We start from the raw sequence: 24,719 nt of genomic DNA on the forward strand, positions 1-24,719 counted from the left end.
AGACATAGATCTGTAAACAATGCTTTTACTCATCTTATGGCTGCTCTAGCTCAGTTTATTATTTCTCCAATTAAAATCAATAATTATAAATATTTAGACATGAAGTAATTATCGAACTGAGGTTATTAATATTGGTTTAAGCATAAAATTCTCTTTGGTATATTTAATCGTTGTTTTTAAAGCTAGTCTTTATTGTTAATATTACGCATGTTTTTTATTTTTGATCTATTTCTCCATAAATATAGTTTTACATGAATAAACCCTTTAGCACATTCAAATAGTATAAAATGAAGGTATATGAGAACTGAGATGGTAAAAATTTTCTCAAAAGGTCCTACCGTATGTAAAAGCATATTTGTGAAGTGAAGATAAATAACAATCATAATTAAGAATAAGGTTATAAGAAGATTTAATATATTTGGTATACCTTTATCTATATATTTATTTTTAGAAATATTGTAAATAATCTGATTCTTTATTCTATCTTTGTATTCAATACCATAAATTAAGAGTATATCTTCTTTTTCTACATTGTTTCTTTTTAGTTTATGCTTGTTTACATCTATAGCATTCTTCTCAAAAATAATTTTGATTGATTCATTGTTTGCTTTAGTTTCTATGACTTTTTTTAGTAGTATTTTGTATCTTCGCCATTTCATTTCTATATTAGCCCCTTTAGTGTCTCTAAAATTTATTTTATCTCTTGTACAAAAAATTAGCATTAAAAAATGCATAATTTGTTATTTTTTTATATATATGGTTATTAATTTTTGATAACATGAGTAGTGAGGGATACTGATTTTATCAACTGATGAGGATGTTTAAAATGTTTGAAAAGCTACTAAATAAAAATTTTAAGCCTTTAGATGAAAGCTCGATTGAGCAAGAAAAGTTTATAGTAAATGATGCACGTACTTATGTTGATGCTACAAATACTATACCAATAGATGACGCTCCTGAGTTAAACTTTTGGCAAGAAAACTTTCAACAGAAGCCTTTAAGAGAATTTAATAAAAATGATTTCAGTGGTAAAAATTCTATTTTATCAAAAATTGCATTTAGAGAACCTAATAGTGATATTCGACAGTTTTCAGAAAAGGTGAAAGCTCCTAACAATTATTCAGAAGCCAATAAGTATTTACCTACTGTAGAAAAAAAAGTGCATGATCTTAGGAATGTTAAAAATGTTAATATGCGAAACTACGGTGTTGAACTAGTAAAGTTAGAAAAGCCTATGGTCTTAAATCTAGGGGGAGATGTTTATGAAAATATTAAGCCTTATTTAAGTAATATTTTTGATGGTGTTAATAGTGTATTCCCTAAAGCAGAAAAAATAATACTAAGATCTGCATTGGTTCGAAATATTGTCAAAGATTCCAATGATAAAGGTATTGGTTCAGCACATTCTGATTTTACTTGCTCATCTGGGGCTCAATGTCGAAATTCTTTAATAGAAAAAGGGCTATTAAAAGAAGGGCAGAAGTATATATTCATAAATGCGTGGATGCATGTTAATCAAAAATCTCAAACTTCAACATTAGCCTTTATGCCTGGTAAATATGCCAAAGCAGCAGATATGGGAGTTATAGAGGTTAAATCACAAGAGTTTAAAAACTCAAGCTATAGGTTGAAAAATAGTTCCAATCATTTTTGGGGGTATTTCCATAATCTTGATATTGATGAGCTAGTTGTCTTTAAGCAGTTTGATAGCGAGAAGGCAGAAGTATATCAAAATCATAATGATGTGACTTATCACTCAGCCGTTAGACTATCAGAAGGAGCTGATATCAGAAGTAGTATGGAGCTTCGCTTTATTATAACTTTTGATTAAGATTAGATTTTATTTATCAAAAACTTTTAATGCCTCTAAAAAAGTATCAACATTAGCACCTTTCTTGGTAGCGTTCTCACTTAGGTATCTACGATAAACTCTGGCATTTGGTAAACCATTAAATAGGTTTAGAGTATGTTTTGTTATATTGTTGAGTTTAATAAAAGAGTCTTTTTGCATTTGCTGAGTGATGTACTCGGCCATTTTATATCCAACTTCAAGAGGAGTTATTCGTGATTGCTCTTTGTTATAGAACTCATGATCAAAATCCTTAAATATCATAGGGTTATGATATGCTTCGCGACCAATCATTACGCTATCAACATGCTCTAAATGTGTGTGAGTATCTTCAACTGTTGTGATGCCACCATTGATGCCAAGCTCTAAGTTCGGAAAATCTTTCTTAATATTATATACAACATCATACTTAAGTTCTGGAATTGTACGGTTTTCTTTTGGTGAAAGACCACTTAGCCAACCTTTGCGCGCATGGATGCATAGGAAGTCAACACCAGCTTGAACTTGTTTATCGGCAAAGTTATACAATTCCTCATAACTATCATTATGGTCATAACCAATACGACATTTAACAGATACTGGGATATTGAGATTATCTTTCATCGCCTTGACACAATCAGCAACTAGATCTGGCTCTGCCATTAAAGATAGACCAAAGTTACCTTTTTTAACTCTCTCGCTGGGGCAACCGACATTTATATTAATTTCATCATAGCCTAGTTTCTCAGCTAATTTACCACATGTTATAAAGTCTTCAGGTACACAACCACCTAACTGAAGGGTGACTGGATTCTCTTCAGGATTATATTTTAGTAGAAAATCTTTATTGCCATGAAGTATAGCATTTAGAGTTACCATTTCTGTATATAGCATAGTTTCTTTGGTTATCAAACGCATCATATAGCGGTAGTGTCTATCTGTCCAATCAAGCATTGGAGCAATACATATTTTTCTACTATTGAGATTCATTTTTAATTTATAGAATTAATTAGTTAATTATAATGGATCGTTATTATAACTTAAACGATGGATGATTTTATCAATTGGTGTACGATATTTTTCAGTATTTTTTGAATATCTAGCATAACGAGGGTCTGATCTGTCATATAGCCAGTTTGCCAAATCCCAACCATAAGTAGTTTGGAAACAAAGTTTACCAAACTCTGTTAGGTCAAATTCTGCTTGAGTCTGTAAGCATCCTGTCATAAAAACATCGGCATAAGTTTGTAGTATTGGGTATTTCTTCGTTGGGAATTCAGCATCTTTAAAATCTTTTACATACATCCAAAAATCTCCTTTAGGTAAGCTTTTTACACCTAAAGGAACAATATCTTTACGAGGAACTTTAACTCTACAATAAGATGCTTCTCTTAAGTCTGTAGCCGAGATATCACTAGCAGAAGCTTTATAATATATAGCGTTCATAGCATAGCCTTGGTTAGGTACAGCAAGTAGGAACGTTGCATGTGATTTTTCCCCACGTGATGCCCAAAGTCTTTCAAATCCGCTAACTAGTATTGGTGCTGCATAAGTTGCATCAGGCACAGTTATTTGTCTTGATGCTTTATTCATAAGACTTCCATAACCAATGACATAATTCTTTTTTTTAGAGCTGACATTTGGACGACAATTTGTGGTATCTTCGGGAGTCTGAGATAGTTTACTTTGCTCTAGTATTTGTAGTTCGCTTTCATGTATTGAAGTAGCTCTATTAAAGCCTGTTCTTTTGCCTATAACAAAACTAACAGCTATCACAACAACAATTATAATAGCTACTAATATATTTTTCTTTTTTAACATTCAAAGAATATAGTTTTTTAAAGCTTATTTACACTATATCATTTCTATAATGAATTGGGAACCTAGCAGTAAACTCTGGTTTTTTAAATATTTTTATAGCAAATACTATGATTCTTTTAGCATAAAAGAGCTAAGAGGGATGTTATAGTCTACTTGATTTATAGAATCAGCTCTTTCTGATTGAAGCATATTTTGGCCGAAGACATATGCAGCTATTGTCAATATTAGAGCTAATATCATTATTGCTATTAATAGTCTTTTATAAGGTGTCTTTTTCAAAATATTAAATAAATAAGTTTTTAAACTTGCATATTATAGCTATGTTTTTATTAAATGGAAGTATTAGTTTTTAAAAAATTATTCTTAATATTTAGATGTTTTGAGTTGATATAAAAATAGATTAAGGCGAGTTTAAATTTATATATTTTTTACTAAGTTTTATATTAAAATATTACTATTTGATTTTGTTAGTATTTTGCTTATTTTAAGATATTTAATTGATAAATAAAATATATAGTTTGGGGGTTAATCTGTAAAGTTAGTCCTATATTTAGATTTGTTTGTCTTAATAAATAATTTATTTTTCTCTAGCATATTTTTTGTTATGTGATAGAATACGACTGTAATTAAATTCAAACTCTAGACTTTAATTACGGAGATCGATAATGTTAAGAATTACTCAAGAAGCAATCACTTTTGATGATGTATTGCTTTCACCTAGATATTCAAATGTTTTGCCACACCAGGTTGATTTGAAAACAAATATTACTAGAGATATTCAGTTAAATATTCCTTTAGTATCAGCAGCGATGGATACAGTTACAGAGTCACGCTTAGCTATTTCGATAGCTCAAGAAGGCGGTATAGGTATTATCCACAAGAATATGTCTATTGAAGCACAAGCTCAGGAAGTTAAAAAGGTAAAAAGATTTGAAAATGGTATGGTAATAGATCCTATTACAGTAAAGCCAGAAAGCTCAATCAAAGAGATAATGCAACTAGCAAGAGAGCATAATTTCTCTGGATTTCCTGTTGTAGATCAAAATAATCATATTGTAGGTATTGTTACAAGGCGTGACTTTAGATTTGCTAAAGATTTAGAAGAGCCAGTTAGCTCTATAATGACTACCAAAGAGAAGCTTGTTACGGTTGCAGAAGATGCGTCTCAAGGATCTATCAAGAAAAGCTTACATGAACATAAAATAGAAAAGCTTTTAGTTGTAGATAGTAAGGGTGAACTTATTGGCTTGATTACAACAAAAGATATTGAAAGATCACAAAATAAGCCTAATGCTTGTAAGGACTCATTAGGTCGTTTAAGGGTTGGAGCTGCTGTAGGAACAGCTGAAAATACAAAAGAGCGTGTTACTGCGTTAGCAGCTGAAGGCGTTGATATTATAGTTGTAGATACTGCTCATGGTCATTCACAAGGTGTGCTTGATATGGTTAAGTGGGTAAAAGATACTTACCCTAAGATTCAAGTTATCGGTGGGAATATTGCTACAGCTGAAGCTGCTTGTGATTTAGCAAAAGCTGGAGCTGATGCTGTTAAAGTTGGTATAGGCCCTGGTTCTATCTGTACTACAAGAATTGTTGCTGGTGTTGGTGTACCACAAATCTCTGCAATATCTAATGTTGCAGAAGCCCTAGAAGATACAGGAGTTCCTGTTATTGCTGATGGTGGAATTAGATTTTCAGGAGATATAGCAAAAGCAATTGTTGCTGGAGCATCTGTAGTTATGATTGGAGGGCTTTTTGCTGGTACAGAAGAATCTCCAGGTGAAGTAGAGCTTTTCCAAGGTCGTTCATATAAATCTTATCGTGGTATGGGGTCTCTTGGTGCTATGGAGCAAGGATCTTCAGATAGATATTTCCAAAGTAATACAGAATCTAAGAAATTTGTCCCAGAAGGTGTTGAGGGAAGAGTACCTTATAAAGGTTTACTTTCTGCAGTTATTCACCAACTAATTGGTGGGTTAAAATCTAGTATGGGTTATACTGGATCAAAAGATATTCAAACAATGCGTACACAGCCGACATTTGTACAGATTACAGGAGCTGGATTTAATGAGTCTCATGTTCATAATGTCACAATTACAAAAGAGCCACCAAATTACCAATCTTAAAGCATATTTTTTAACTCGTATTTCAAAAAAAATTAATATACTTAACCTTCAGTTCATAACTTATCTTTAATTATCATTTCACTATAAGATTATTTGTAGTTTCTTTAGTTAATCTGACAAAAAATACCTATAACTAATTATTCAGATACAGTAAAATAAGTAACAATACACATAATATAAAAATAAATTTCTATGAAAAATGAAAAACCTAATTTTGAAGATGTTGCAGAGGCTCTAAAGGTAATGCAGGCTCTAAGCTCAGCTTCGGAAGCTCATGGCTTACTTTGTGCATTATTTAGTTTCGGTGCAGAAGTTAAGTTCACTGCATGGTCAGATTCTTTGATGACTAAAACTATTGAGGAAGGGGATTTAGTTGCAGCTTCGGCTTTAAAGACTATGAAAAAACTGTATGACTATACTAAGTCTCAGTTTGATGAGAAAGGTTTGAGCTTTGATTTATTTATACCTGACGATAGTGAGCCATTAAGTTATAGGGCAGAAGCACTTACTTATTGGATAAAAGGTTTCTTATCTGGAGTTGGTTTATTTGGTTTAGACTTTGAAAACTCAAAAGATAAAGAGATCAAAGAAGCAATCCATGATTTAATGCAAATATCGTATATGGATTATGATTCTTTAGGACAAGACGAGAGCAATGAAGATGATTTTATGGAATTATTAGAGTATACGAAAGTCGCAGTACTACTTATTGATAGTGAAAAAATTTGAGATTAAAAATGAGTAATAAATATGATGTGGCGATTGTTGGAGGTGGTATAGTTGGCCTATTAACTTCTCTAGCGCTTGCAAAGACTGGCTGTAAAATTATTCATATTGAAAAAGATCAGCTACAAGTCAAAAATGATAATAGGAGTATTGCTGTATCTTACTCATCAATAGCATTCTTAAACACTCTTGGCTTATGGGATAAAGTTGCAAGTACAACTCAAGTTATTAAGAAAGTTCATATTTCTGATAAAGGTAGATATGGAAGAGCAGAAATCTTTGCTAAGGATGAAAATTTACCATTTTTAGGCGCTATAGCACCAATGCGAGAGCTTTTGGTTGTTGCTTTACAAAGTGTTGCTGAAAATACAAACATCATCAAGTCTTTTGAAACTAATGTTATAGCTCTTGAGAAAAAAGCTAATGAGTATTCTTTAGTAGTTGAAAAGCAGGGGCAAAAAAGTACTATACCAGCAGGATTAGTAATTGCTTGTGATGGTGCAAATTCAAGTATGCGTAAAATGCTAGATGTTGATGCGCAAACTACTGATTATAAACAAGATGCTGTGGTCTTTGATATTCACACAGATCTAGATAATCAAAATACTGCATATGAGAGGTTTATGACAGATGGGGTGCTTGCAATGCTTCCTAAGTCAAGAACTACTATGGGATGTGTTTGGACTGTTGATCGACAAGATTCAAAAGCAAAACTAAGTTTAGATAAAAATGCATTTGAAGAGCTGCTTCAAGATCGTTTTGGCTATAGATTAGGTGAAGTTAAGATTGCTACAAAACCAGCAGTTTTTCCTTTATATTTGGTTCAGTCAAATGAAGTATATAAGGATAATGTACTATTTTTTGGTAATGCATTACATTTTTTGCACCCTGTATCTGGCCAAGGTATGAATCTCAGTATTCGTGATATTGGCTTCTTATATGATTTACTAGCTGAAAATGATTTTTCACAGAATTCTATAGCTAGTGTCTTAGCAGAGTTTGAGAAAGTTAGAAAGCCTGACCATGATAGAACAATTAATATAACCCATGGTTTTGTAAAATGGTTTGTCTCAAATGATCGTAAATTGGTTGCAAGTAGAAATGCAGGTTTACACTTATTACAGAGAAGTAGATTAGCTAAGAAAGTTTTATCACGAGTGATGATGGGTAAGCTTACAAAAGGCTCAACCTTAATGAGAAAGGTAGTTGAAGATGAGCACTAGAAATATTCAAAAAGATGTTGTGATTGTTGGTGGTGGTATGGTTGGGCTTAGCTTAGCTTTAGCACTGCATAAAAATGGTTTGCAAGTTGCTATTGTCGAAGCTAGAGATGTCAGGCAAAAAGCTTTAGATTCTAATAGAGTAGAGACTAGAGTTAGTGCAATTAATCATACCTCAAAGAGATTGCTACAAGAGCTAGGCGTTTGGAACAAGATTAAAAGTAAACGTATATCACCATATTATCAAATGCGAGTATGGGATGATATTGTTAGTGAGAGCATTAATATTACAGCTGAAGAAATATCAGAGCATAGCCTGGGATGTATAGTTGAAAATGATGTAATAACTCAAGCATTAGTTGAAAAAATTAATAATACTAGTATTGAAATTTTTGCTAATCAAAAAATACAGAAGATTCAAAGAAATGGAAATACGGAAAAGATTATTTTAGTTGATAAGGTTATTGAAACTAGCTTAATAGTTGGAGCTGATGGAGCTAACTCTTTTATTCGTGATTATTTTAACTTTGAGACTAAAGTTAAATCATATAAGCATACTGCTATAGTAGCTACACTTGAGCTTGAAAAAGAGCATCAATTAACAGCATATCAGCGCTTCTATGATAAGGGTGTATTAGCATTTTTACCCTTAGAAAACTCTAATAAAGCATCAATAGTCTGGTCTGTAAAAACTGATTATGCAGATTTTCTAATGAGCTTAGCTGATGATAAATTTGAATTAGAGTTAGCAAAAATAATTAATAATACTCTTGGTGATGTAAAACTTTTATCAAAAAGATTTAGTTTTGAGCTAATCCAGCGTCATGCAAATTCTTATATTCAAGATAATGTTGTGCTAGTTGGTGATGCTGCTCATACTATTCATCCTTTAGCTGGACAAGGTGTGAATATTGGTTTTAAAGATGTGATTGCTCTTACTAAAGTTTTGAGTCAAGCTTTTGCTAAAGGTAGATTGATTGGTCATATTTCAACTCTTGATAAGTACCAGCGCGAGAGAAGACTTGATAATAAAAAAATGGTGAGCTTAATGAAAGCCTTTAAAGAAGTTTTTGGCAGCGAAAATGATTATATTAAAAAAGCTAGGCGAACTGGATTTGAGTTTGTTGATAAAAATAGTATGCTTAAAAGCCTAGTAGTAAAGCAGGCTTTGTAAACAATTCAAGAATTATTTAAAGAGATAAATAAAAATGAAAACAGATGATTTTGATTATAAATTACCAGAGGAGTTAATTGCTAGTTATCCTTTAGAAAATCGTGATGCTAGTAGATTGTTAAAGTTAAGTAAGCAAACAGGTGAGATAATAGATCATAAATTTACTGATTTTATAGATTTTATAAATCAAGAAGACTTACTTATTTTTAACAATAGTAAAGTAATGTTAGCACGCTTATATGGTGAAAAAACTACGGGAGCGAAGCTTGAGTATCTTATAGAAAGGGTGCATTCGTCAAAAGTTTTTGAAACTCATATAAAGGCAAATCGATCACCTGCTATTGGTAGTGAGATCTTTGTCCAAGATACTTTAGCAAAGGTCCTAGAAAAAGATGGTGGTATGTATTTGCTTGAGTTACAAGGTAATAAAGATATTTACCAAATTATGCAAGAGTTTGGACATGTTCCTTTACCTCCATATATGAAGCGAGATGATGAAGAGTTTGATGCAGATAGATACCAAACAGTTTATGCCAAAGATTTAGGTTCTGTTGCTGCTCCTACAGCAGGATTACACTTTAGTGAAGAGTTGATGCAACAAATTAAAGACAAAGGTGTTGATATAGCTTATATAACTTTGCATGTAGGCTCAGGAACATTTAAACCTGTCCAAGTTGATGATGTAAATAATCATAAAATGCATGCTGAAGTTATTTCTGTACCAGAAGATGTTTGCCAAAAAATTCGTCAGACAAAGGCAAATGGTGGTAGAATAATAGCTATTGGCACGACTTCTGTACGCTCACTTGAGACAGCAGGGCAAAGTGGTCAAATTGAGCCTTATCAAGGTGAAACTGATATCTTCTTGTATCCAGGTAAAAAGTTTAATGTAGTTGATGCAATGATTACTAATTTTCATTTGCCAAAATCCACACTTATTATGTTGGTCAGTGCATTTGCAGATAAAGAAAAAATTATAAAAGCATATGAGCATGCAATAGCTGAAAAATATAGATTTTTTAGCTATGGTGACGCGATGTTTATTTATTAGGTTTTTAAATTTGATGTCATTTTTGTACTTGATATGCAGATACTTTAATTATTGTGATAATTAAAAAAATGTATTTAGTATTAAATGGTTATTATTGAGGAGTATAATGAAAAATAAAGCATTCTTTTTTGATATTGATGGAACTTTAGTTCACGAAAAAAAAGGTAAACTTTTTGTTTCTGATAAAAATATTCAAGCTATAAAGGATTTAAGAAAGCAAGGTTATAAAACTTTTATAGCAACAGGACGTACTCAAGGCTTTATCCCAGAAGCTGTGCTAGATTTACCGATGGATGGTTTTATTACAGCAAATGGTTCAGTTGTTAGAGTTGGTGAGAAGCTAATTTATGAGAAACTTTTTCCTCAAAGTGCTATAGATAATGTTTTAAAGTTTTGTGAAAAGCATAATCATGATTGGCTTTTTGAAGGTGAATATGCATATGTAAGTAATCTAGAGTCTGACGATCTTAATTATTTTTATAATAGTGTGATTGTCAATGAGGATAAGATTATTACAACTCATAATTTATATAATGTCACTATCTATAATGCTTTAGTTTTAGGTAGAAAGGTTGATTGCGTAGCATTGCAAAATACCTTGGGTGATAATTACGTTATTGCACCTCATGATGAAAATGGTTATGTTGATTGCTATCTAGCAGGTCATACAAAAGCAGATGGTATTGATAAAGTCGTTGAGAACCTTAGTTTAGAAGATTATGAGACATATGCATTTGGTGATGGTAATAATGATTTAGAAATGTTTGATAGAGTTGATGTCGCGATAGCTATGGAGAATGCTTCTGATAGGTTGAAAGATAAAGCTAGTTTTATAACTAAAGCAAACTATCATGATGGTGTCTACCATGGTCTCGTAAAACTCGGGCTAATCTAACTATTTAGTCAAATTTGGAATATATTAAATATGATTTCTGTTATTTTTTGTTTTGTTGTTATAGGTATTATAGTAGGGACATTAGCCGCACTATTTGGTTTTGGTGGAGGAGTTATAGTTGTGCCAGCTATTGCAATGTATATATCTATTTATGAGCCAACATTTACGTCTAATTCAATGCATATAGCTGTTGCAACATCTTTGCTTGTTATGTTGTTTACATCTTTAAAAACAACCTATGCTCACCATAAGGCTAACAATATAATTTGGAGTGTTGCGCTAAAATTAAAATTAGGACTAATTATAGGTACTATTGTTGGTGCTGCTGTTGCTAGTTATCTGTCGAGTATATTATTAAAGATTTTATTTATTATATTTTTGATATACACAATTGCTAAATTGATATTAAAAATGATAAGTAATGCAAAATCTACTAAGGTTAATCAAGCTAGTCATAGTATAAATAAGCCATCATCTAAATTACTATATACTTATGGCCTTATAACAGGTTTTGTTTCGGTTGTTTTAGGTATTGGTGGAAGTATAATTATCGTTCCTTTCTTAAGAGGTCGCAACTATAAACTTACATCAGCAGCTGCAATTTCATCATCTATAATACCTTTTTTGGCACTTTTTGGAGCTATTTCATATACAATAATAGGTTTCGGAGATCCAAATTTACCTAATTATTGTTTAGGATATGTTTATTTGCCAGTAGCTGTTAGCATAATAGTAGGCTCTTTTGTCGGTGTATCAATAGGTGTTAAACTATCACGTGTAGTTCCTCATAAAATACAAGATTGGGTTTATCTAGCATGTATTATTATAATTTTGATGCTTATGATTCTTTAGGTTTTGTGAAAGCTAAAATATAGAATAAAGGAGCATTAATAAAAGCTATTATATATTTGATAACTAGTGTTGAAATTATTATCTCAAAAGCACTATCTATAGGTAAAATACCAGCTAAAGCAAATCCATAAGTTATAAGGCTTGTATCAAGTATTTGCGATATTAAAGTAGATCCAGTATTTCTAAACCATAACCATTTTATATCAGAATTAAAACTTCTAAGTTTTGAGTAGATAAGTACATCAAATAGTTGTGATATCAAATAAACACAGTTACCAATTATTACAGCTTTTAGAGCGCCACCATTAATTGAGAAAAATAAGTCAAAAGCTTGATTTGTTTGTTTATAAAAAGAATCATTTATAGAGTTAAATAATGTTGCCATAAACATTAAAAGCACAAATGATAAGCCAAAAAATATTGATTTAAGTACAGCTTTTCTAGCTTCTTGTCGACCATACTTTTCATTAAGTAGGTCATTAGCTGTGAATATACCGCCAAACATAACATTGCCTAAAGTAGCAATTACATGAAATCCAGCTATATCGTAGCTTACACCTTTATTAACTTGGATGTTTGCAGCTATAACACTAATAACAATAAATACATGTAAGCCTTTTTTACCAAAAAGCTTAAAAGCTAGAAATAATATAAAGAAGTCTATAAATGTAAATAGAATTAAAATATCAAAGTTACTCATTTTTTACCTTTAGTTTTGTTTACCCTGGATAGTTACGAACAGGAGATTTAAAATCTGCTATAATATATCAAAAGTCTCTATTAATAACAAATATTATATCTTTAGGAGGTAGCATGCGCTTTGCTCATGTGATGTTAAGAGTTAATAATTTAGATAAATCTATAGATTTTTATACTAATATCTTAGGAATGACGGTTCAGAAGAAAATGGACAATCCTGAATATAAATATACTTTAGTTTTTTTAGGGTATGGAGATATCTCTAATCATACAGTTCTTGAGTTAACATATAACTGGGGTGATCATGAATATAGCCATGGTAATGCGTTTGGACATCTATGCATGCAAGTAGAAGATGTCTATAACGCTTGTGATGCTGTAAAAGCAAAAGGAGGAGTTGTAACTCGAGAAGCAGGTTCTTTGAAAGGAGGTTCGCAAATTATAGCATTTATAAAAGATCCTGACGGTTATCAAATAGAACTTATTGAAAAAGCTTGATGAATAAAAAAGATATTTTAAATATTATAATAATAAGAGGTTACTTTAGTAAGGGAGACTCAGTTGTACATACTGTTATTGATGGCATAAAAGTCAAAATAACTACGGTAGCTTTAGGTCGACCAGTATTTGTAAAAAGGAAGCTCAAACGTATTATAGATAAGTATAAGATTAGTAGAGAAAACTATGATTTAATCTATGCAATCTCTATGTCTGCAGGTATATCGTCATTAATAGATGAAGAGTTATATCAAAAATTACACTTAATCACGCCTTTTTTTATTCATCATAAAACAATGCGAGTACTTAGAAAAGTTAGAATTAGAAAAATGCTTGGAGCATATTTTTTACTACTTATGAATGGCAAACTCGGTAAATTTAATGAGAATATTAAAGTTACTCTTACGGAGAATGATACTATCGTTGATAATAAGTTTTTTGAAAGTACTTGGGGTGAAGTTAATCTAATAAAAGATCTAGATCATACTTTAAATGATGAAGTAATTGATGAAATTATTAAAAGAGATATTCAGTTAATTTCAAATTAGCGATAGTTATTAAGTTTAATAACTTGTAGTTGCATAAATATTCATGAAAGTATAAAATTACAGTTCTTTTGGTATGTTTCGTGAGTTATGGTCAGGGATAATAAAGGTTTTTCTCTTGTTGAACTAATGGTTGTGATAGCTATAATTGCTATATTAGCAGCTGCAGTTGTAGTATCTTATTCAAATCATATAACTAAAGTTAGGCTTCAAGATGAAATCGATAAAATGGATAATTATCGTAAAGCGGTTGCTGTTTATATTCAAGAGCAAGGTATAAGTAGTGATGAACAATTTCAATCAGGAATAGCTGATATCAAAGATAATTATTTTGGAGATGATAACGTTGCTATTATGAGTGAGTTTAGAGAAAATAATGGTAGGCTGATTAGTCATCCTGTAGTCCAAGGTACAGCTTATCAAATAGCAATAACCCCAAGAATAAATAATAATGGAGCTTTAATTAATTGGGAATGCAATATTGGCTATGATAATCGGACTGACTCAACAGGTAGTATCTTTCATGCGACAGAAGCAGACGGTCCTCCAAGTGGTATTTTACCTAATGGGTGTAATTCATCAAGCACAGATTTAAATGATGATATCGAATCTTATGTTAATGCATATAATGATCTTTCATTATCTACATACTCAGAGTATGAGGATGCTTTTGATGCTTGGATGACAAGAAAAGCAGATACTATGGATGCTGATTCAGAGTATCAAGGATATATTACAGCTAGAGATAATGCATTGGATGATTACAATAATTATCAAAATGATATAGCAACAATAAATGATGAAATAGCTACTAGAAATGATTTGATAGATCAAAAGGATACTGCTGCTACTCAATATGAAACAGAAGCAGCGGCTCACAGAGCTAATCAAGCTACTGCTGAAGCAAATGGAGATACTGAACTAGCAGCAACCTATGAAGCAAGTGCTCAGACAGCAGAAGGGAATGCTACAACATTAAGAAACGAAATTTCTAATTTAGAAGATGAAGTAACATTATTAGAGAGTAATCAAACAACAGCTCAAACTAATAGTATTAATTCTTATAATGACTATACGACACAAGCTTCTAATGCACAAGCACGAGAGGATACTATAGAAGCTAATACCAAAAATGTTACGATACCTGATGGCACAGCCCCAGAAGATGTTAAAAACTATAGTTATTCACAGGCAGTAATTGATGCTAACCAAAGACATAATGAGTCATTAGCAGATCTAAATTCTGATCCTGAGTATGGATATATTGATGAAAATTTGGCTAGTGATAGAGATGAAAACTATGTTGCTAGTGCTTTTCCTGATGTATAAAGACAACTATATAGTAGCCTTTCTAAGTCTAAATACATTATCATTGGATTTTATAGGTATTTATTATAAAGAGGCAATCTAGTAAGAAGATTATTAATTTTATCCAGTAAATTAAAGATGCTTATTAATTATTCATAGAACCAAGTAGGCCATATTTATTATTATCTAATGGACCTGCAGGATTATTATTAAAGAATTCATCATTTATAGTTAGATGATAAGAGTTAAATTTCTGTGTAGGAATTGTGAATCTAATATAAAGATGAGTATCTTTAGAGTTTGGTGGAGATACTGCGAAGTATTTAGCTACAGTAAACTGTCTATTAATACTATTGTATGCACCATTATAATGACTAGCAGAAAGTCTAGTTAAATCACCTAGTTGAACTTGTTTAGGCATATTGGCAAGCCATTTTTTTAGAGTATTTGTTCTATCTGTTATATCTGTTATAGATTCTTGGTTTTGCTTATCAATACTTTTCAGATGATAGTAATTAGTATTCCAAACATAGCCATTATCTGTAACTTTGTATCCGTATTTTCCTCTATATCCTTCTTCAAAGCTAGCAACCTGTTTATGGTCACTTATTGTATATAAAGCTGGATCATTTTTGCTAAATATTTTTGATTTATTTTTTTCAATTTCTGCAACTGTTGAATAATTCTTTAGTAGATTTTGAACAGTTATTGTTTCAATTTGGTCTACGTTTTTAGCAGCAGGAGTATGGCTAGCAGGATCATTGACTAAGACTGTCAGTCCTTTTGAGTTTGTTCCTCCAGCGATATATGGATATCCTTCAACTGTACTATCTGTATTATATGTTAAGGCTAAAAAGTCATTGCCTTGTTTAAATTTAAATATTTCTAAGCGTTCTTTACCAGTTATTTCAGCATCTCTATTTTTAAAAATTAAAGTTCCTCCTCCTTTAACAGTATTTCCAGCAAATCCCACCGTTGTGCATGCAAAACTTGATATATATGCTAGGCTCATAACTGATGCGATAATAATTTTATATTTATTTTTCATAGGACTTCCTTTTTGAGATTAGTAATTTTATCTTAGGCATAAATTTAAAGGCTTGTTTAGTTTTTTATAGCAACTCCTCTAAGTCTTACATAGTCAGCATACCAGTTATTGTTTTTGAAAAGGCTTTTATATGCAAGTGATTCAGCATCGTTAAGAAATTCATCAACATTATCAATTTGATCTAGTAAGTTTACACGGAATGTTCTTACCCAATCTTTAAAACCATCCTTTCCTTTAAGTAAGCTTGGTCTTTCAAATAGAATCATATACTTGACAGTAAAGCCATTTTCTTCAAGAAGGGAGCTATACTCTGAAATGCTAGGATAGAAGTTACATATATCAAAGTCTTTTATATTGTATTTCTTGGCAGTTGTATCTAAGCTAAATAGTACTTCTTTAATATTACCTTTACCACCCATTTCAAAGACAAATCTACCATCTTTTTTCAAAATATTATTTATGTTTTTTATAACAGCAACAGGGTTAGTCATCCAATGTAATGCTGCATTTGAAAAAACAGCATCAAAGCTTCCTTTATCAAAATTTAGACTTTGTTGGGCATCCATTTGCTTAAATTCAATATCTGGATAGTTTTGTTTTGCTTTTTCTAACATATTTTCTGAAATATCCACACCTGTAGTTTGGACACCTTTATTTTTTATTTCATTTGTAAGTTCGCCTGTACCACAGCCTAAATCCAGAATATTTTCTCCTTTAGATGGATTTAAAAGCTTAACAACATCGTTACCATACTCTGTAACAAATTTTCCTGTTGAATTATATGATTTTGGTTGCCATAAATTGTTCTTACTCATTAAAAATTCCTTATTTTATCCCTTTGAGATAGTAGAATGATGAAATAACCAGTATATCAATAATCCCCATATACCAAATACTATACCTACCAAAATCCAGATATTTTTGGGTAGTAAAATAGTAGTCAACCTTTTATCTAAAACTTTAGGAATATCTTTTGCAATTCCTAAACCACAAAAAATGTGAATTAAAACATTAAAGGCGACTATTATTGGTAAGGAATTATGTATTAAAGTTGAAGAGATAGTATTAATATCCATATAAAATAAGCCTTAAAATACTATGTGAGCATGCTCTTTTGAGTGATATGAGTTTTGGTAATATTCACGGATAATCTCAACTGTCTCATCTATAGTATCAACAAGATGAAGAATTTTTAGATCATTCTCATCAACGACACCACTTTCTAACATAGTTGTCTTTATCCAATCAACTAAACCTCCCCAAAAATCTTTGCCAAATAAAATGACTGGCATATATGTTTTTTTCTCAGTTTGAATTAATGTAGCTATATCGAATAGCTCATCCATAGTACCAAAACCTCCTGGCATCACGATGTAGGCCATAGAGTGTTTAATAAACATAGCTTTTCGGGTGAAAAAATATCTATAACTAAGACTGATATCTTGATATGGATTGGGCTTTTGTTCATGAGGAAGCGTTATATTTAAACCAACACTTGATGAAGATCCATCTAGTGCTCCCTTATTGCCTGCTTCCATAATGCCAGGCCCGCCACCTGTAATTATTGTAAATCCATGGTTAGATAGTTTTTTTGCTATTTCTGTAGTTTTTAAATAATATTTATTATCCTTATTTAATCTTGCTGAACCAAATATACTAATGGCAGGGGTAAGTTTATCTAAACGTTCAAAACCTTCTACAAGCTCAGATGTTATTTTTAGTATATTCCATGTTTCTTTAGCGCGATCAAATGTGACTTCACCATCATGTGTTGGAACTATTTTTTTATTATTACGATTCATAGAATATCTCTCTTTATAATATTAGGCTAGTGTTTTATTTTTCTATTAATTATAATTATATATATAAGTTTGTAGTATTTGTACATATAATCAATAGGGTTATTATACAAGAAGTTAGCGTTTAAATAAAAAATTCACAAAGGAGAATTTAAATGGGTTTTCTAGCAGGAAAGAAAATTGTAGTTACAGGACTTTTAAGTAATAAGTCAATTGCTTATGGTATTGCAAAGGCTTTACATAGAGAAGGTGCAGAGCTTGCATTTACATATGTTGGTCAATTTAAAGAAAGAGTTGAAAAACTAAGTGCTGAGTTTAATCCAGCAGCAGTTCTTCCTTGTGATGTTACATCAGATCAAGAAATTAAGGATTTATTTGTAGAGCTTGGTAAAGTTTGGGATGGCCTTGATGGTATTATTCATTCAATTGCATTTGCACCACGTGATCAACTAGGTGGTGATTTTGTCGATACTGTGACTCGTGAAGGTTTCTCAATTGCTCATGATATAAGTGCTTACTCTTTTGCTGCTTTAGCTAGAGAAGGGCGTGCTATGATGAAAGGTAGAAATGGCTCAATTGTTGGTCTTACTTATATTGGTGCAGAAAAAGCTATGCCAAGCTATAATACTATGGGTGTTGCAAAAGCGTCTCTTGAGGCTACTATGAGATATACGGCTCTTGCTTTAGGTGAAGATGGAATCAATGTCAATTGTGTATCGGCAGGACCTATTAAGACTCTTGCAGCTTCTGGTATTTCAAACTTCAAGAAGATGTTAGACTATAATGCATCAGTATCTCCACTTAAAAAGAATGTTGATATTATGGAAGTTGGTAATACAGTTGCATTTTTATGTTCAGATATGGCTTCTGGTATTACAGGTGAAAATATTCACGTAGATGCTGGTTATCACAGTGTATTAATGGGTAACGTTCTTTAATAGATTCTTTCTTATCATAATCTTATATAATTTTATCTTTTTATTAAATAATACTTGCAAAGTACTATAGATTAAGTGATTATCAAATTAACTGTGTTTCTAATTTATGACTTTAAAAAGATTAATCTAGGAGAAATAACTATGAAAAAGAAAGTACCTTTAACAATCGTTTTAACAGCTTCAATGTCTTTTGGTGTAGCTTTAGCTGATCAGGCAAAAGCTCCAACTACACAGAGTTCTTCAGCTATAAGTAGTCAAACTGCTTCAAGTGATGCTAGCTATGCAAATAAGTGTGCTAGTGGAAAATGTGGTTCTCATACTAAATCTAATAAAGCGCAGACAGTAAGTCAAAAATCAGTTAAGGTTCAAGATAGTAGTTGTGGTAATAGTAAATGTGCTAGCGGCTCATGTGGTTCCCATACTAAATCTAAGTCTGACACTAGCACTAGTCAAGCACAAGATAATTCAAACCAAACCGAAGTAAAAGCTTAATTATTCTTCTAATTTATTATGCTTGTGACTAAAAAAGCTCAAGGTATTGGGTTAAGATCTGAACACCAAAAAACATTATCGGCTAAAAAAGTTGAAGGAGTTGATTTTTTAGAACTTGCACCCGAAAACTGGATGGGGATAGGAGGGTTTAAAAAAGATTATCTTGATAAGGTTGCTAGTATTTATCCGATAATAGCTCACAGTCTTAATTTATCAATAGCTGGTTTTAGACCCTTAAATGTAGAGTTTCTAAAAAATCTTAAAATTTTTTTGGATCACTATAATATAGATACATATAGCGATCACTTATGTTTCACAGATGATGAAAAGGGTTATTTATATGATCTTTTGCCAGTACCTAGAGAAAAAGAGGCTATTTTATATATTTGTGATAGAATTGCACGGGTTCAGGATATTATTAAAAGACCATTAGTTTTAGAGAATATTTCATATTATTATCAGTATGATAATGATATGGATGAGCTTGAATTTATTAATACTATTTTAGAAAAAAGCGGGGCTAAGCTTCTTCTTGATATTAATAATGTTTATGTTAATGGACAAAATCATGGATATGATCCATATAAATTTATAGATAGTATAAAAAAAGGAAGTATTAGTTACTACCATATTGCAGGGCATTATAAGAGTGATGATTTTATAATAGATACTCATGGAAAAAATGTTATTCAAGAAGTAAAAGATTTAGCAAAATTTACAATTAAGAAGCATGGGTGGCGACCTTTATTACTTGAAAGGGATAATTTTGTTCCAAAGTTAGATGAACTTGTAGCAGAATTAAGTAATATAACTAGTTTTATAGGTGGTTAGATATGAATATCTTTGAAAGTATAAAAAATAAGATGAAAACATTTACTCATGCTATACGTTATGGAAGTTCAAGTGATAAAACTATACAAATGTATAGAGATTTTATAGTACTGAATATCTCAAGTGTTTTGGAGAATACTTTTCCATATTTTAGTTTTTATTCATCACCAGATATAAGAGAACAGATTATAGAAATTTTCCTAGAGCAAAACTCTTCTTTTGATCCTGCTTTTCATCAAATAGCAACTGAGTTATTAATATGTTCAAAGAGTGTAGAAATGTCAGAACAACTATCTAAGTTGATGGAGTTTGAGTGGTTACTTTTTTCTATAGAAATATCTGAACCTAAAGTTATTAAAAGTAGTCAAATAAACGCAGATATTAATTTTTCTGATATAAAAGGAATCAATATGAATCCAACACTTGAATTTATATCGTTACCATTTGATGCAAGTGCTCTTGACTGTAACCTAGAGACTAACGAAGAGCAAATTTATATAGCTTACCGCAATTCAGATCATAATATCTATTATCAAAATTTATCACAGATAGAGTTTGCTATGATAAGTTCAATATCAGAGAAAAATGTTGAAACTTTCGAATTAGCAGATTTTAAAAGCTTAGATGACAATTATAAGAAATATCTTATTAAACAATTAGTCGCATGGAATAATCAGGATATAATTACCTTATCAATGTGAATTATTTAAGTCCTAACTTTATAAGATCATGCATAGTTACAACCCCAAGAATATGATTATCATTATCTGTCACTGCAAGACTTGTAATTTCAAATTCCTCCATTTTCTCTAAGGCTGTCATAGCCATATCATTTTTAGATATAGTTTTAGGATGTTTGCTCATTACATCATAAATTGGGATGTGTGAGTCGAAATTGTCAGATTCAAATATTCTACGTAAATCACCATCTGTAAAGATACCAAGTAGTTTACCATCACTGGAAGTAACAAGGGTGTTGCCTATTCCTTTATTGCTTATTTCAAGTATAGCTTTACGAATTGTATCAGAAGGAGCTATCTGTGGTATTTCTGACCCCTTACGCATAATATTTTCAACTTTTAAGATAAGTTTTCTGCCAAGTGCTCCACTAGGGTGTGAAAAAGCAAAGTCTTCAGCAGAAAAGTTTTTTGCTTTAAGTAAAGCTATGGCTAAAGCATCTCCTAAGACTAACGTAGCGGTTGTGCTGGATGTTGGTGCTAAGTTTAATGGGCAAGCTTCTTTATCTACACCGAGATTTAAATATACATCACTATTTTTTGCCATTAGAGATTCAGGATTGCTAGTTATTGAAATAATTGGAATATTTAAATGTTTAATCATTGGCATTAGCCCCATTATTTCACTAGAGTTCCCAGAATTAGATATAGCAATTAATACATCATTAGATGTAATCATTCCAAAATCTCCATGTCCAGCCTCACCTGGATGTACAAAAAATGCTGGAGTTCCTGTGCTAGCAAGAGTAGCTGCCATTTTTTTTCCGATATGACCAGATTTGCCCATTCCTGTAACAATTACACGTCCTTTATTATTTGTTAGAATAATATCACAGGCTTTTTTAAAACTTTCGCTAATAGAATCTTTTAGATTTTTTAATACATCTATTTCCATTTCAAAGGTTTTTTTTGCATTTGCTATATGACTCATTTTGCTTTTATCCTCTATTTTAAAAAATAAAACTATAAGCTAGGAATATTAAAGTTTATAAAATACTAATTTACTCAAATATTTTATACTGTTATGCTAAAATTATCTTTAATATTTTATACATAAAAAATAAAAAGTATGAGAAAGTTTCAAATCAATCCCTCCATTTTATCTGCAGATTTAGCCAGATTAGGTGATGATGTTAAATCTGTGTTAGATGCAGGAGCTGATAATATTCATTTTGATGTTATGGACAACCATTATGTGCCAAACCTTACTTTTGGACCAATGGTACTAAAAGCGTTGAGAGATTATGGAATTGAAGCAGGTATGGATGTTCATCTTATGGTAAAGCCAGTAGATAGTCTTATCGAGAGTTTTGCTAAAACAGGTGCTAGTAGTATTGTTTTTCATCCTGAGGCTAGTGAGCATATAGATAGAAGCTTACAACTTATTAAATCATTTGGAATTGATGCAGGTCTTGCATTAAACCCTGCTACAGGTATTGATTGTTTAAAATATGTCGAAAGCCATATTGATAGAGTTTTAATAATGTCTGTAAATCCAGGTTTTGGCGGGCAGAAATTTATTCCTGCTATGCTTGATAAATCTAAAGAAGTTTCCAAATGGATCAAATCTACAGGCAGAGATATCTTATTGGAGATAGATGGTGGTGTTAACCCAAATAATATTGCAGAAATTGCAAGTTGTGGAGTAAATGCTTTTGTTGCTGGTTCAGCTATTTTTAACTCTGAAAGTTATAAGGATACAATAGAATCTATGAGGGCCGAGCTTGATAAAGTTTAATAACTCGCTTATTTATTTAAAAATATCTGAAATAATAACCTCTGTAATAATAGTGTTGCTAAGTTATTTTATACCATTACATTTATTAAATTATCAAACTAGTAACTTTAGTAGTTTTGATTTTTTAATTATTTTTATAATAGCTACATCTTTATTTGTGTTCTTAACTGGTGAGTATACAAATGGGGAGAAAATATCAAAATCAAAAAACTTTTTAAAAGTGATTCTATGTTGTTGTGCAATAGCTATTATTGTAACAGCATTAGCCTTTTTCTTGAGGGGATTCTCTTTTCCAAGAAGTTTGATCTTATTTGGTTTTATTATTCAAGTAGTTTTATTATCTATATCTAGAGTCTTTTTTAGATGTTTAATGAGAAAAACAATAGAAAATAATATACTTATTTTAGGTCTCGATGAAGAAAGAGAATGGATGTTTGAAAAAGCAAAAGATTGTAAGTTACCTAAAGAAGTTATATTAGGTTATCTAAGTTTAGATCACAATGAGATTAGCTTGTCTGATATTATTAATAAATATACAAAGGTTTTTATTTCAGATAAAGGCTTGAAGAGGATGTTAGATACTGATCTATCATTATTAAGCAAATATAGTGTAGAAATAGTTCTTATTCCAAGAAAGTATGAGATATCTATATGGGGGGCTGTACTTGTACCTTTGGGAGATAGTATGGCAATGAGTGTTAAAAATTTTGGATTATCTTTTGAAGCACAAGTTACAAAAAGAGTTTTTGATATTATTTTAAGCTGTTTCTTTATTTTAGTAACATCTCCGATAATGCTTATAACAGCATTAGCTATTTTTTTAGAAGATAGGAAATCTCCTTTCTTTGTCCAAGAGCGAGTCACTAAAGATAATGCAAAATTTAAGCTTGTTAAGTTTAGAAGTATGCAAATAAATGCAGAGTCTAGTACAGGAGCTGTTTGGGCATCTGAGTTTGATAGTAGAATCACAAGAGTTGGCAAAATAATTAGACCTATTTGGATTGATGAGTTGCCTCAGTTTTTTAATGTATTAAAAGGAGATATGTCAATAGTTGGTCCTCGTCCAGAGAGGCAGGAATTAATAGAGGAGTTTATGAAAGATACCCCAGAATTTACATATAGAACTAAGGTTAAAGCAGGTATTACAGGATATGCTCAGGTTCTTACAAATTATGAAACACTGCCTGAAAATAAATTAAAGCTAGATCTAATTTATATTCGTAGATGGAGTTTTATTTTTGATTTGCTTATTATTATTGAAACAGTAAGAGTAATTTGTAGAAAAATTATAAATCTCTTTTTGCCTAAAAGAAAAGTTGAAAGTATAAAAGTAAAAGAAATAAAAAATGAAAATTATATAGAGTATATTTATGAGTAAAAAAATATTAGTAACAGGTGGTGTAGGATATATAGGTAGTCATACTGTAGTGGAACTTCTAAATAGAGACTATGAAGTAATAGTGGTAGATAACCTTTCAAATAGTAAAATATCCGTAGTAGATAGAATTAAGACTATAGCAAGTAGGAAATTTGATTTTTATCAAGTAGATCTTTTAGATAAGTATAATTTAGAGAGTATTTTTCAAAAGCATAAAATTGATGCTGTAATACATTTTGCAGGGTTTAAAGCCGTTGGTGAGAGTGTAGAGAAACCTTTAGAGTATTATCATAATAATATTCAAGGAACTATAAATTTGCTTGAGCTGATGCAGGACTATAAAGTATATGATTTTGTTTTTAGTTCATCAGCAACAGTTTATGGGATGAATAATGAACCTCCATTTATAGAAGATATGCCTCTTAGCACTACAAACCCTTATGGTGCTACAAAGTTGATGTTAGAGGAAATCTTGAAAGATCTTCAGAATGCTAATAATAAATTTAATATTACTTGCTTAAGATATTTTAATCCTGTAGGTGCCCATAAAAGTGGAATGATAGGAGAAGATCCTCAAGGAATTCCAAATAACCTTATGCCATATGTAGGTCTGGTTGGATCTGGCAAATTAGCGAAGCTTAGTATTTTTGGTGGAGATTATGCCACAATAGATGGTACTGGGGTAAGAGATTATATTCATGTGGTAGATTTAGCGATTGGTCATATTTTGGCATTAGAAAAATTAGCACAAGCTAAGCCTGCGTGGAGAGTTTATAATTTAGGTTCAGGTAATGGTTACTCTGTATTAGAGCTTGTTAAAGCTTATGAAAAGGCCCTAGGTAAAGAAATACCATATCAAATAGTAAATAGGCGAGCAGGTGATATTGCTGCAAGTTTTGCGGATGTTTCGAGAGCTAAGAAGGAGCTAGGTTTTGAAACAAAAAAAAGTATAGACGATATCTGTCAAGATATAGTTAGATGGCAAGAGTTTGCAAGAGTTTTTAGTGATTAATTA

The 24,719-nt window shown here is 31.2% G+C and carries 28 protein-coding genes and 1 pseudogene; 19 read left to right on the forward strand and 10 right to left on the reverse strand.

Annotated features, from left to right (window positions below):
* A pseudogene (locus AB8E56_RS02825) lies at positions 1-108 on the forward strand (IS982 family transposase); the annotation flags it as partial.
* A 74-nt stretch (positions 109-182) separates the two neighbouring features.
* Here AB8E56_RS02825 and AB8E56_RS02830 read toward each other — a convergent pair.
* Positions 183-659 carry a hypothetical protein gene (locus AB8E56_RS02830; RefSeq protein ID WP_329477758.1) on the reverse strand — a complete coding sequence of 159 codons (477 nt, stop codon included), beginning with the start codon at positions 657-659 and terminating at the stop codon, positions 183-185.
* Between the two features lie 167 nt (positions 660-826).
* Here AB8E56_RS02830 and AB8E56_RS02835 point away from each other — a divergent pair, with 167 nt between their 5' ends.
* Positions 827-1,831 (forward strand): CmcJ/NvfI family oxidoreductase, encoded by a 1,005-nt coding sequence (locus AB8E56_RS02835; RefSeq protein ID WP_329477760.1) that lies wholly within the window; start codon positions 827-829, stop codon positions 1,829-1,831.
* Positions 1,832-1,840: 9 nt separating this feature from the next.
* Here the strand turns inward: AB8E56_RS02835 and dusA are convergent, their stop codons facing one another.
* From dusA to AB8E56_RS02850, 3 genes are all read right to left on the reverse strand, one after another.
* Positions 1,841-2,818, reverse strand: a complete 978-nt coding sequence (gene dusA, locus AB8E56_RS02840) for a tRNA dihydrouridine(20/20a) synthase DusA (protein WP_329477762.1) — start codon at positions 2,816-2,818, stop codon at positions 1,841-1,843.
* A 27-nt stretch (positions 2,819-2,845) separates the two neighbouring features.
* Positions 2,846-3,649, reverse strand: a complete 804-nt coding sequence (locus AB8E56_RS02845; protein ID WP_329477764.1) for a gamma-glutamylcyclotransferase family protein — start codon at positions 3,647-3,649, stop codon at positions 2,846-2,848.
* Positions 3,650-3,754: 105 nt separating this feature from the next.
* The gene (locus tag AB8E56_RS02850) at positions 3,755-3,928 is read right to left on the reverse strand and encodes a hypothetical protein (protein ID WP_329477765.1); all 174 of its coding nucleotides are present in this window, start codon (positions 3,926-3,928) and stop codon (positions 3,755-3,757) included.
* A gap of 386 nt (positions 3,929-4,314) precedes the next feature.
* Between AB8E56_RS02850 and guaB the strand changes: the two genes are divergently transcribed.
* From guaB to AB8E56_RS02885, 7 genes are all read left to right on the forward strand, one after another.
* Positions 4,315-5,775 (forward strand): IMP dehydrogenase, encoded by a 1,461-nt coding sequence (gene guaB, locus AB8E56_RS02855; RefSeq protein WP_329477767.1) that lies wholly within the window; start codon positions 4,315-4,317, stop codon positions 5,773-5,775.
* Positions 5,776-5,967: 192 nt separating this feature from the next.
* Entirely contained in the window at positions 5,968-6,504 is a 537-nt protein-coding gene (locus AB8E56_RS02860) for a YecA family protein (RefSeq protein ID WP_329477769.1), read from the forward strand.
* An 8-nt stretch (positions 6,505-6,512) separates the two neighbouring features.
* On the forward strand, positions 6,513-7,724 hold the full coding sequence (locus tag AB8E56_RS02865; protein ID WP_329477771.1) for an FAD-dependent monooxygenase: 1,212 nt from the start codon (positions 6,513-6,515) through the stop codon (positions 7,722-7,724).
* Positions 7,714-8,895, forward strand: coding sequence for an FAD-dependent oxidoreductase (locus AB8E56_RS02870; RefSeq protein WP_329477773.1), 1,182 nt, complete (start codon positions 7,714-7,716; stop codon positions 8,893-8,895). Before AB8E56_RS02865 ends, AB8E56_RS02870 begins: the two co-directional genes overlap by 11 nt.
* Positions 8,896-8,929: 34 nt before the next feature.
* Positions 8,930-9,946: a tRNA preQ1(34) S-adenosylmethionine ribosyltransferase-isomerase QueA gene (queA, locus tag AB8E56_RS02875; protein WP_329477775.1), complete on the forward strand. Its 1,017-nt coding sequence runs from the start codon at positions 8,930-8,932 to the stop codon at positions 9,944-9,946.
* A 106-nt stretch (positions 9,947-10,052) separates the two neighbouring features.
* Complete coding sequence (locus AB8E56_RS02880; protein WP_329477777.1) at positions 10,053-10,841, forward strand: Cof-type HAD-IIB family hydrolase; 789 nt, start codon at positions 10,053-10,055, stop codon at positions 10,839-10,841.
* Positions 10,842-10,871: 30 nt separating this feature from the next.
* On the forward strand, positions 10,872-11,693 hold the full coding sequence (locus tag AB8E56_RS02885; protein WP_329477779.1) for a sulfite exporter TauE/SafE family protein: 822 nt from the start codon (positions 10,872-10,874) through the stop codon (positions 11,691-11,693).
* Here AB8E56_RS02885 and AB8E56_RS02890 read toward each other — a convergent pair.
* Entirely contained in the window at positions 11,680-12,393 is a 714-nt protein-coding gene (locus AB8E56_RS02890) for a queuosine precursor transporter (protein ID WP_329477781.1), read from the reverse strand. The genes AB8E56_RS02885 and AB8E56_RS02890 overlap by 14 nt on opposite strands.
* 113 nt (positions 12,394-12,506) lie before the next feature.
* Here AB8E56_RS02890 and gloA point away from each other — a divergent pair, with 113 nt between their 5' ends.
* From gloA to AB8E56_RS02905, 3 genes are all read left to right on the forward strand, one after another.
* Entirely contained in the window at positions 12,507-12,890 is a 384-nt protein-coding gene (gene gloA, locus AB8E56_RS02895) for a lactoylglutathione lyase (RefSeq protein WP_329477783.1), read from the forward strand.
* The gene (locus AB8E56_RS02900; RefSeq protein WP_329477785.1) at positions 12,890-13,438 is read left to right on the forward strand and encodes a hypothetical protein; all 549 of its coding nucleotides are present in this window, start codon (positions 12,890-12,892) and stop codon (positions 13,436-13,438) included. The genes gloA and AB8E56_RS02900 overlap by 1 nt, the downstream gene beginning before the upstream one ends.
* Positions 13,439-13,525: 87 nt before the next feature.
* A complete protein-coding gene (locus AB8E56_RS02905; RefSeq protein ID WP_329477788.1) occupies positions 13,526-14,764 on the forward strand; it encodes a prepilin-type N-terminal cleavage/methylation domain-containing protein in 1,239 nt (412 codons plus the stop codon).
* Positions 14,765-14,888: 124 nt separating this feature from the next.
* Here the strand turns inward: AB8E56_RS02905 and AB8E56_RS02910 are convergent, their stop codons facing one another.
* The 4 genes from AB8E56_RS02910 to AB8E56_RS02925 are packed head-to-tail and all read right to left on the reverse strand — an operon-like array spanning position 14,889 to position 17,593.
* Positions 14,889-15,791, reverse strand: a complete 903-nt coding sequence (locus AB8E56_RS02910; RefSeq protein WP_329477791.1) for a carcinine hydrolase/isopenicillin-N N-acyltransferase family protein — start codon at positions 15,789-15,791, stop codon at positions 14,889-14,891.
* Between the two features lie 56 nt (positions 15,792-15,847).
* Positions 15,848-16,606 (reverse strand): class I SAM-dependent methyltransferase, encoded by a 759-nt coding sequence (locus AB8E56_RS02915; protein ID WP_329477793.1) that lies wholly within the window; start codon positions 16,604-16,606, stop codon positions 15,848-15,850.
* A 15-nt stretch (positions 16,607-16,621) separates the two neighbouring features.
* Complete coding sequence (locus AB8E56_RS02920) at positions 16,622-16,867, reverse strand: hypothetical protein (protein ID WP_329477795.1); 246 nt, start codon at positions 16,865-16,867, stop codon at positions 16,622-16,624.
* A gap of 12 nt (positions 16,868-16,879) precedes the next feature.
* Entirely contained in the window at positions 16,880-17,593 is a 714-nt protein-coding gene (locus AB8E56_RS02925; RefSeq protein ID WP_329477797.1) for a TIGR00730 family Rossman fold protein, read from the reverse strand.
* 152 nt (positions 17,594-17,745) lie between these two features.
* Here AB8E56_RS02925 and AB8E56_RS02930 point away from each other — a divergent pair, with 152 nt between their 5' ends.
* The 4 genes from AB8E56_RS02930 (at position 17,746) to AB8E56_RS02945 (ending at position 20,552) form a co-directional block, all read left to right on the forward strand.
* A complete protein-coding gene (locus AB8E56_RS02930) occupies positions 17,746-18,528 on the forward strand; it encodes an enoyl-ACP reductase (RefSeq protein WP_329477799.1) in 783 nt (260 codons plus the stop codon).
* A gap of 141 nt (positions 18,529-18,669) precedes the next feature.
* Positions 18,670-19,020: a hypothetical protein gene (locus AB8E56_RS02935; protein ID WP_329477801.1), complete on the forward strand. Its 351-nt coding sequence runs from the start codon at positions 18,670-18,672 to the stop codon at positions 19,018-19,020.
* Between the two features lie 24 nt (positions 19,021-19,044).
* Positions 19,045-19,851, forward strand: a complete 807-nt coding sequence (locus tag AB8E56_RS02940; RefSeq protein WP_329477803.1) for a DUF692 domain-containing protein — start codon at positions 19,045-19,047, stop codon at positions 19,849-19,851.
* Between the two features lie 2 nt (positions 19,852-19,853).
* The gene (locus AB8E56_RS02945; protein WP_329477805.1) at positions 19,854-20,552 is read left to right on the forward strand and encodes a DUF2063 domain-containing protein; all 699 of its coding nucleotides are present in this window, start codon (positions 19,854-19,856) and stop codon (positions 20,550-20,552) included.
* Between the two features lies 1 nt (position 20,553).
* On the opposite strand, the gene AB8E56_RS02950 is transcribed toward AB8E56_RS02945, so the two are convergent.
* Positions 20,554-21,519 carry a KpsF/GutQ family sugar-phosphate isomerase gene (locus AB8E56_RS02950; protein ID WP_329477807.1) on the reverse strand — a complete coding sequence of 322 codons (966 nt, stop codon included), beginning with the start codon at positions 21,517-21,519 and terminating at the stop codon, positions 20,554-20,556.
* 138 nt (positions 21,520-21,657) lie between these two features.
* Between AB8E56_RS02950 and rpe the strand changes: the two genes are divergently transcribed.
* Genes rpe through galE form a run of 3 tightly spaced genes read left to right on the forward strand, consistent with a single transcriptional unit; the run spans position 21,658 to position 24,716 of the window.
* Positions 21,658-22,326, forward strand: coding sequence for a ribulose-phosphate 3-epimerase (gene rpe, locus AB8E56_RS02955; protein ID WP_329477809.1), 669 nt, complete (start codon positions 21,658-21,660; stop codon positions 22,324-22,326).
* A complete protein-coding gene (locus AB8E56_RS02960) occupies positions 22,313-23,704 on the forward strand; it encodes a sugar transferase (protein ID WP_329477811.1) in 1,392 nt (463 codons plus the stop codon). Before rpe ends, AB8E56_RS02960 begins: the two co-directional genes overlap by 14 nt.
* Positions 23,697-24,716, forward strand: a complete 1,020-nt coding sequence (gene galE, locus AB8E56_RS02965) for a UDP-glucose 4-epimerase GalE (RefSeq protein WP_329477812.1) — start codon at positions 23,697-23,699, stop codon at positions 24,714-24,716. The genes AB8E56_RS02960 and galE overlap by 8 nt, the downstream gene beginning before the upstream one ends.
* The last annotated feature ends 3 nt before the right edge of the window (positions 24,717-24,719 follow it).

The sequence above is a fragment of the Francisella sp. 19X1-34 genome (assembly GCF_041102755.1).
Lineage (GTDB): Bacteria > Pseudomonadota > Gammaproteobacteria > Francisellales > Francisellaceae > Francisella.